Raw genomic sequence first — 8,018 nt, forward strand, 5'->3', positions numbered from 1 at the left:
TATTGAAGCTGTTCGTACTGACCCCGAAGGGCGCCGGCGCTTTCTGAGGGAAAAGGCGATGAGATCCTGTACAGAAAGGAACAGATTATGGAAACACGCGTAGCGCTCATTGGGATCATGGTGGAAAATGCAGAATCCGTGGAAAAGCTCAACGACCTCCTCCACCAGTACCGTTCATACATTATCGGCCGCATGGGCGTGCCTTACCGTGAAAAGGGCCTTTCTATCATCAGCGTCGTCCTGGACGCGCCTATGGACAAGATCAGCAGCCTTTCTGGAAAGCTTGGAATGCTGGACGGAGTCAGCACAAAAACAATCTATTCCAGGAGGAATTAATATTATGAAAAAATTCACATCCTTCATTCTTGCCGCAGCCCTGGGCATGGCGCTCCTTACGGGCTGCGGTCCTGAAAAACCGGCGGAGACCTCTGCGGCTGGATCCGCAGAGTCCCAGACCGCTGCGGCTTCTTCTGACGCAGAGGCTTCTGTCCCTGAAACCAATGAAAAAGAATCCTCTGAGGCCGCAGCAGCAGGAAAAGGATCCTCCGGCGGCAGCGGGGACGGCACCGTGATCCGCGTCGGCGGCTTAAAGGGCCCCACCACCATGGGCCTTGTGAAGCTCATGGACGACGCAGAAAACGGAAAAGCCCAGAACGATTATGAATTTACCATGGTGACAGCCGCCGACGAGCTGACAGCCCTGGTGGCAGGAAATAAGGTGGACATTGCCCTTCTTCCCGCCAACGTTGCCGGAGTCCTCTATAACAAGACAAAGGGCGGGATCTCCGTCATCGACGTGAACACCCTGGGCGTTTTATACCTGGTATCCTCCGACACCTCCGTCACCTCCATTGACCAGTTAAAGGGAAAGACCGTATACCTCACCGGAAAGGGCACCACTCCGGAATATTCCCTCCGCTATCTGATGTCCGCTGCCGGACTGACCGAGGATGATGTGACCCTGGAGTTCAAATCTGAGCCTGCGGAGGTGGCCTCTGTCCTGACGGAGGATCCCAGCCGCATCGGCCTTCTCCCCCAGCCCTTCGTTACCTCTGCCCTGGCCCAGAACGAGAGCCTTTCTGTGATCCTGGATCTGACAAAAGCCTGGGATGAGGCCCAGGAGCAGGCCGAGACCAGAAGCCGCATGATCACCGGCGTGACCATCGTAAACAACGATTTCCTGGCCGCCCACGGCGACCTGGTGGATACCTTCCTTTCTGAGCATGAGGCGTCCATCCGCTTTACCTCCGAGGATCCCGACACAGCTTCCATGCTGATCGAGGCCGCCGGGATCGTTCCCAAGGCTGCCGTGGCGAAAAAGGCCCTGCCTGGCTGCAATATCGCCTTCCTGTCCGGCGAGGAGATGAAAACGGCTCTGTCCGGCTATTTAAAAGTCCTCTTTGACCAGAACCCTGCCTCCACAGGCGGAGCCCTGCCGGATGACGCCTTCTATTATACGGGAGCCGTTTCCAACTAAATGACCGGGCCGGAGCCTCCGGCTCTATATGAAAAGGAGCAGATACTTCCATGCACAGATTCCCAGACTGGTCCCGAAGGACCGCCATTCTGCTGTTCTGGCTGTTTTTGTGGCATCTGGCGTCCCTGGCTGTCCAGAACCAGATCCTTCTGGTGGGGCCCCTGGATGCCTTAAAGGCCCTGGCTGTACAGCTTGCCTCCCCAGCCTCCTGGGGAGCCCTCTGGTTTTCCTTCGGCCGCATCAGCCTGGGATTTTTTATGGCCTTCCTGGCGGGTCTCCTGACCGGCTCCCTGGCCTTCTGGAAGCCCCTGGCAGGCGAGATCCTGGAACCGGCCATCCAGTTCATGAAGTCCGTGCCCGTGGCCTCCTTCGTGATCCTGGCCCTCATATGGACCGGAGCAGAAAACCTTTCGGTCTTTATTTCCTTCCTTGTGGTCTATCCGGTGATCCATATAAACACCCTGGCCGGACTCTCCCATGCGGATCCGGGGCTTCTGGAAATGGCCCGGGTCTTCCGGGTCCCGGTCTGGAGGCAGGGCCTTTCCATCTACCGGATCTCTCTGTATCCATACCTGGAAAGCGCTCTGAAGACCTCTCTGGGCATGGGCTTTAAATCCGGCATCGCAGCCGAGGTCATCGGCGTTCCCGGCGGCTCCATTGGAGAAGGGCTTTATATGGCCAAGATCTATCTGAGCACCGCTGACCTCTTTGCCTGGACCCTCATGATCATCGCCGTCAGCTCTGTCTTTGAAAAGCTGTTTCTTCTTCTGTTAAAGACCATTGCCGGAAACGGCGTTCCCGGAAAGGAGGAAAACCATGCTGCTTCCGTCTGATCCCTCCTTCCGGGTCACCGTCCGGGACCTGACAAAATCCTATGGGGACAGTCTTGTGCTGGACCATGTATCCCTGGATCTGGAAAGCGGCTGTCCCTGCTGCCTTATGGCTCCCTCGGGAGCTGGAAAGACCACGCTTTTCCGGATCCTCATGGGGCTGGAGACCGCTGATTCCGGAACCATAGAGGGCCTGGAGGGCCGCTCCTTTTCTGCGGTTTTCCAGGAGGACCGCCTGCTTGAGGGATACACCGCCCTCCAGAATATCCGCTTCGTCACCGGCCGCGGGTATCCTGCCCATGAACTGACTGCCATCATAAAGCACCTTCTGCCCGAAGATTCCCTTAAAAAGCCAGTGTCGGAATTTTCCGGCGGCATGAAGCGCCGTACCGCCATTCTGCGGGCCATCCTGGCCCCGGCTGATATCGTCCTCATGGACGAGCCCTTCACCGGCCTGGATCCGGACACAAAGCAGCAGGCCGCCCGTATGATAAACAAATATACCGCTGGAAAGCTCCTTCTTTTTTCCACCCACTCACAAGAGGACGCCGCTCTCCTGGGCGCAGAGATCCTCCGGCTGGACGAAAACGGAGGTCTCTGCTCCTCCGGGATCTGATCGGTCCCGGCAGACAGAGGCCTCCGTCTTATATGGACCGCCCATGGCAGTCCTTTCTTGTTTTATTGACTATTTTACGCACAGATACTCATGGTAAATGGCCGCCAGGGACTTTTTCACCAGACGCTCAAACAGAGGAGCCACCCGGTCCGCCGTCTCCTGGACCTCCTTATGGCTCAAAGGCTGGGGCAGGATCCCGCTGGCCATGTTGGTGATACAGGAGATCCCGCACACGCTCATACCCATGTGGTTGGCAGCAATGGCCTCGCAGACCGTGCTCATGCCCACAGCGTCCGCTCCCAGAGTCCTGGCCATACGGATCTCCGCCGGCGTCTCATAAGCCGGGCCTGTGAACTGTACGTAAACGCCCTCCTGGATCGGGATGTTTTCCTCTTTGGCCACCCGCCGGATGATATCCCGGATCTCTTTCCTATACACATCACTCATATCCGGGAATCTTGGGCCTGCCTCCTCGTCATTGGGCCCGATGAGCGGAGACGGGATAAAGCTGCTGATATGATCGCTCATCAGCATAAAATCCCCAGCCTGATAGCCAGTGTTCACGCCGCCCGATGCATTGGTGAGGAATAACAGCTTCGCACCCATGAGCTTCATTAAACGGATCGGCAGCGTCACCTCATCCATGGAATACCCCTCGTAAAAATGTACCCGGCCCTGCATGATCACCATGGGTACGTCCTCCACATAGCCGAAGATAAAACGGCCCTTATGCCCCGGAACCGTAGACACTGGGAAACCCGGAATGTCCTTATAATCCAGGATCTCTGCGATCTCCACCTTCTCTGCAAAGTTTCCCAGGCCGGAGCCCAGGACCAGAGCCGCCTCCGGCTTAAACGTGATCTTTTCCTTCACGCTCTCATAAATCTTCCGTACATCCAGCTTTCTGTCCATAGCCATTCCTCCTCATATAAATATTGATGATATATACTGCATTTTTCCGGAACGCTTAAGTCCTCCCGGCCATACCCTATCCCAGGATCCCCAGGTGCTCCAGAAGGATCTTGCAGCCCATGAGCACCAGGATCAGCCCGCCGGCAAATTCTGCCTTCCCTTTATATCGCAGGCCAAACACATGGCCCACCTTTACCCCGATGGAAGATAGGATAAATGTGATCACTCCGATAAACGTCACTGCCCAAAGGATATTGACATTTAAAAAGGCAAAGGTCACTCCCACCGCCAAAGCGTCGATGCTGGTGGCCACCGCCAGGGGGAGCATGGCCTTAAACCCAAAGGAAGAGTCCAGGGACTCGGCATCCGTATCCCGGGATTCCCGGATCATATTGATCCCGATGATCCCCAACAGGATAAAGGCGATCCAGTGGTCAACCTTCACGATCACATTCTGGAACTGGCTGCCCAGAAGATATCCCAGTGCTGGCATCAGCCCCTGGAAGCCTCCAAAATAAACGCCGCAGGTCAGGGCATGGCCCAGCTTAAGCCTCTGGACCGAAAGGCCCTTACAGACAGAAACCGCAAAGGCGTCCATAGAGAGACCCACGGCAATGATAAAAAGCTCTGTTAAGCTCATGGGAGTTCCTCCTGTCTCTTTTAAGTATTTTTCTCCGGGGAAGGCTTTCCTGTCACAGAACGTGTTTTCGGCCTTCCCCGCCTGCGGCGGCCGCTTCTGCGCCAAAGTTCCTTCCGCCCCATGGCGGTCCCCGCGGAACGTTTTTTATATCATAGGACGCTCTTTCCTATGATATAAAAAAGCACTGTACCTGTCGGTAAACCGGCAAATACAGTGGTCTTTTCATGCGGATGAAGGGACTTGAACCCCCACGGTTGCCCGCCAGCTCCTAAGGCTGGTGCGTCTGCCAGTTCCGCCACATCCGCATCGTGTCAAACACGCGCATCGTATTATACCACTGTCAGAAGGCATTTGTCAATCCCGTTTCGTCTCCAAAGGCAGCCCGGCTGCCGCTGTTCACCAGAAAGCCCGTAAACAGCAGCATCCGCAGTCCTGCTCCTTTGGTCCTCTTCCGTATGCTTACAGATAATACTCGTTCTCCCGCCGTTCTTCCAGCCTGGACGAGAACTCCCTGGCAAATGCGTGGTATACCTCCACATCCATGTTCTTTGCATGGACCGGACAGTTCCGGATACAGCGGAAGCAGGAAATACAGATCTCCGGATTCACCTGGAACTGGTCATTGATGGCCTGGACCGGACAGCCGCGCTTACAGATCCCGCAGCCAACACATGCATCCGAGGTCAAAGGCTTAAACTTCCCTCCGGGAACTGCTTCCTTTTTATAAGGACGGCTTCCAGGGATCGTGCTCTTCATGGCTTCTGACGCAGCCGCACGCTTTGCAAACTCTGCATCCGCCTTCAGGTCCTCCCCATCCGGACGCTCCGTCTGGATCTCCCCATATGTATGGCGTCCCACCAGGGCAGCCACTCCCTTTACAGTAAATCCATGCTCCCTGGCAATATCCTCCATCTCCACCAGTGCATCGTCATAATGACGGTTTCCATAGGTAGCCACGAGAATGCACGGCGTTCCATTTCCCTTTAACCCGGAAAGCCTGGGGACCGCTACCATAGGGATCCTGCCTGCGTATACCGGCATTCCAATGATCACCAGATCCTCCGGGCCAAACTGACAGGATATTCCCGTATCAGAAGGCAGCGTCAGATCCACTGTTTTATAGCCTGGATCCAGCGCCGCCGCCATGGCCTCCACACTTTTTTTCGTATTCCCCGTCGGAGAAAAATAAACTGCTGTAACCCCCATATATGTCGCTCCTTTTCACATAATTCTGTATATTTATCTGATTCTATTGTATCCTCCAAAGTGCTGTCCGTCAACCCGGTTTCCCTCCTATTCTTTTTTCCTATCTTTCCTTTTTGAAGAATAAAATAGACAAATTCTCTGACAGCATGTATACTATTGATATTAGGTCAAAATTTTTTTGACCCTGGCTTCATACGATGAACATATTTAAAAAATGGGAGGTAATACCATGGACAGAACTGAACAACTGAAAAATCTGGTGGAAAACTGCCGGGATCTGATCTTAAAGACAGAACGTGACATCTGGGCCAGCCCCGAGACTGGATACCATGAATGGAAGACCAACGCATACATGGAAAAGCTCTTTGAAGATCTTGGCTACACCCTCACAAAGGCTGGAGATATTCCCGGCTTCTATACAGATGTGGAAACCGGAAAGCCGGGTCCCAAGGTAGCGATCCTGGGAGAACTGGATTCCCTGATCTGCGGAAACCACCCGGACGCTGACCCGGAGACGAAAGCTGTCCATGCCTGCGGCCACAACGCCCAGTGCGCGACCCTGGCAGGAGTCGCCGCGGCCTTAAAGCAGCCCGGAGCCCTGGACGGATTATGCGGCTCCATCCGCCTCATGGCCGTTCCTGCGGAGGAGCTGATCCAGTTGGGTTACAGGGAGGGCCTCAGAAAGCAGGGAACGATCCATTATTACGGCGGCAAGGTGGAATTTATCTACCGCGGCTATTTTGACGGAGTCGACATGGCCATGATGATCCACGCTGGCAACATGCCGGAGGGAAAATACCTGACCATCAACCCCGGCTGCAACGGCTGTGTTGTAAAGAATGTGACCTTTGAGGGCGTGGCATCCCATGCCGGCGGTTCCCCGGAAAAGGGCATCAACGCCCTGTATGCAGCCACCACTGCCATGACCGCAGCCAACGCTCTCCGCGAAACCTTCCTGGACAATGAGCATATCCGTTTCCACCCCATCATCACCGAGGGCGGCGCAGCCGTAAACGCCATCCCCGAGAGGACCAAGGTGGAGACCTATGTGCGCGGCGCATCCTATGAGGCGATCGTGGAATACAATAAAAAGCTGAACCAGGCCATGGCCGGATCCGCCGCAGCCATCGGTGCCACCGTTCTTCTGGAGGACCGCCCGGGTTATTTCCCATTAAATAACGATAAGAACCTGAACGCTCTGGCAAAAGAGGCCATGGAGGCTGTTGGCGGCCCTGGCTGCGTAGAGGAGACCGATCACTGGGATACTGGCAGCACCGATATGGGAGATGTTTCCTCCATCATGCCGGCGGTCCATCCCTACGGCGCAGGAGCCATTGGAACCGGTCACGGCATGGATTATTACATTGACGATCCGGAACGGGCCTGTGTTGCTCCGGCTAAATGCCTGCTGATCATGGCCGACCGCCTTCTTTCCAATGATGCAGCCCTGGCGAAAAAGGTCCTTGCGGAAAACAAACCGCGCTTTGCCTCTAAGGAAGAGTATCTGAAAGCCATCGAAAGTCTCAACATGACTAAAAATGCTGTGGTTAAAAAGGAAGACGGAACCGTTGTTCTGGATTTCTTAAAATAATTCAAAAACCGGGGCCTCCGTTTCTGGAGCGCCCCGGCTTCATTTTATTTTGCCAGTTCTTTCACTGTATCTAAAAATTCCTGGGGCACCTTATAATAGAAGGCGGCCACTGAAACCGGGATATTGGCTCCCTTTACGGCGTTACTGGAATATACCCGTTCGATACAATCCGTATCCTTAAAGGTCGTGATCGTTTCGATCACCTCATACTCCGGCTCTTCACTTTCCTCTGTCTTATTATAATTTACCTCTACTTTTTTCCAGATCCTAAGTCCAAACTCCGGCACCAGATCGCCTGGCACCTCCGTGATCCGTTCCCACTCCGGAGATTCCAAAAGCTTCTGGATCACAGTCGGGTCCTCCGTCGTGTTTACAGGCACAGCCGTACTTTCGGCCGTGAAAATTTCAATTTTATACTGCCCTTCCTCCACCGCAGCGGCTTCTTCCGCATCTTCTGTCTTTTCTCCGCCGCATCCAGAAAGCGCCAGCATAAGCCCCAGAAGAGCTGCTATCCATAATTTCTTCATCAATGAGGTCATCTCCTTATATATTGCATTTTTATGAAGCCAATCATATCACAAAAGCAGCCGTTATACAAGTCCAGGGCATTCTGCCAGCGGGACCCACAAAAACAGCGGAAGTCCCTATAAATCGGGACCTCCGCTGAAATGCACTCTCTTAAAAAGCACGGGACGGGAGGGTCTGCCCCAGCGCAGCCCACAACAGTGGGCGCAGCAAGGGCATTC

9 protein-coding genes and 1 tRNA gene are annotated in these 8,018 nt (G+C 54.5%); 5 read left to right on the plus strand and 5 right to left on the minus strand.

Translation table 11 applies throughout. From position 1 onward, the window contains the following. The first annotated feature begins 87 nt into the window (after positions 1-87). From WIH05_RS06595 to WIH05_RS06610, 4 genes are read left to right on the plus strand one after another with little or no spacing between them, the layout of a single operon-like run. Positions 88-336 carry a TM1266 family iron-only hydrogenase system putative regulator gene (locus WIH05_RS06595; RefSeq protein ID WP_022273005.1) on the plus strand — a complete coding sequence of 83 codons (249 nt, stop codon included), beginning with the start codon at positions 88-90 and terminating at the stop codon, positions 334-336. A 4-nt stretch (positions 337-340) separates the two neighbouring features. Then, entirely contained in the window at positions 341-1,477 is a 1,137-nt protein-coding gene (locus WIH05_RS06600) for an ABC transporter substrate-binding protein (protein WP_337425152.1), read from the plus strand. Between the two features lie 50 nt (positions 1,478-1,527). Continuing rightward, a complete protein-coding gene (locus tag WIH05_RS06605) occupies positions 1,528-2,310 on the plus strand; it encodes an ABC transporter permease subunit (protein WP_022273007.1) in 783 nt (260 codons plus the stop codon). Further along, positions 2,294-2,923 carry an ATP-binding cassette domain-containing protein gene (locus WIH05_RS06610; protein ID WP_022273008.1) on the plus strand — a complete coding sequence of 210 codons (630 nt, stop codon included), beginning with the start codon at positions 2,294-2,296 and terminating at the stop codon, positions 2,921-2,923. The genes WIH05_RS06605 and WIH05_RS06610 overlap by 17 nt, the downstream gene beginning before the upstream one ends. Positions 2,924-2,992: 69 nt before the next feature. Here the strand turns inward: WIH05_RS06610 and WIH05_RS06615 are convergent, their stop codons facing one another. The 4 genes from WIH05_RS06615 to WIH05_RS06630 form a co-directional block, all read right to left on the minus strand. Beyond that, complete coding sequence (locus WIH05_RS06615) at positions 2,993-3,835, minus strand: purine-nucleoside phosphorylase (RefSeq protein WP_022273009.1); 843 nt, start codon at positions 3,833-3,835, stop codon at positions 2,993-2,995. A 76-nt stretch (positions 3,836-3,911) separates the two neighbouring features. Further along, entirely contained in the window at positions 3,912-4,475 is a 564-nt protein-coding gene (locus WIH05_RS06620) for a manganese efflux pump MntP family protein (protein ID WP_022273010.1), read from the minus strand. A 225-nt stretch (positions 4,476-4,700) separates the two neighbouring features. After that, positions 4,701-4,780, minus strand: a tRNA-Leu gene (locus WIH05_RS06625). Between the two features lie 154 nt (positions 4,781-4,934). Beyond that, positions 4,935-5,681, minus strand: a complete 747-nt coding sequence (locus tag WIH05_RS06630; protein WP_022273011.1) for a 4Fe-4S binding protein — start codon at positions 5,679-5,681, stop codon at positions 4,935-4,937. Between the two features lie 229 nt (positions 5,682-5,910). Between WIH05_RS06630 and WIH05_RS06635 the strand changes: the two genes are divergently transcribed. Then, a complete protein-coding gene (locus tag WIH05_RS06635) occupies positions 5,911-7,272 on the plus strand; it encodes an amidohydrolase (RefSeq protein ID WP_022273012.1) in 1,362 nt (453 codons plus the stop codon). Positions 7,273-7,316: 44 nt separating this feature from the next. On the opposite strand, the gene WIH05_RS06640 is transcribed toward WIH05_RS06635, so the two are convergent. Next, positions 7,317-7,802 carry a hypothetical protein gene (locus tag WIH05_RS06640; protein WP_215654124.1) on the minus strand — a complete coding sequence of 162 codons (486 nt, stop codon included), beginning with the start codon at positions 7,800-7,802 and terminating at the stop codon, positions 7,317-7,319. Between the last annotated feature and the right edge of the window lie 216 nt (positions 7,803-8,018).

The sequence above is a fragment of the Alitiscatomonas sp. genome, from assembly GCF_037242085.1.
GTDB lineage: Bacteria > Bacillota > Clostridia > Lachnospirales > Lachnospiraceae > Alitiscatomonas > Alitiscatomonas aceti.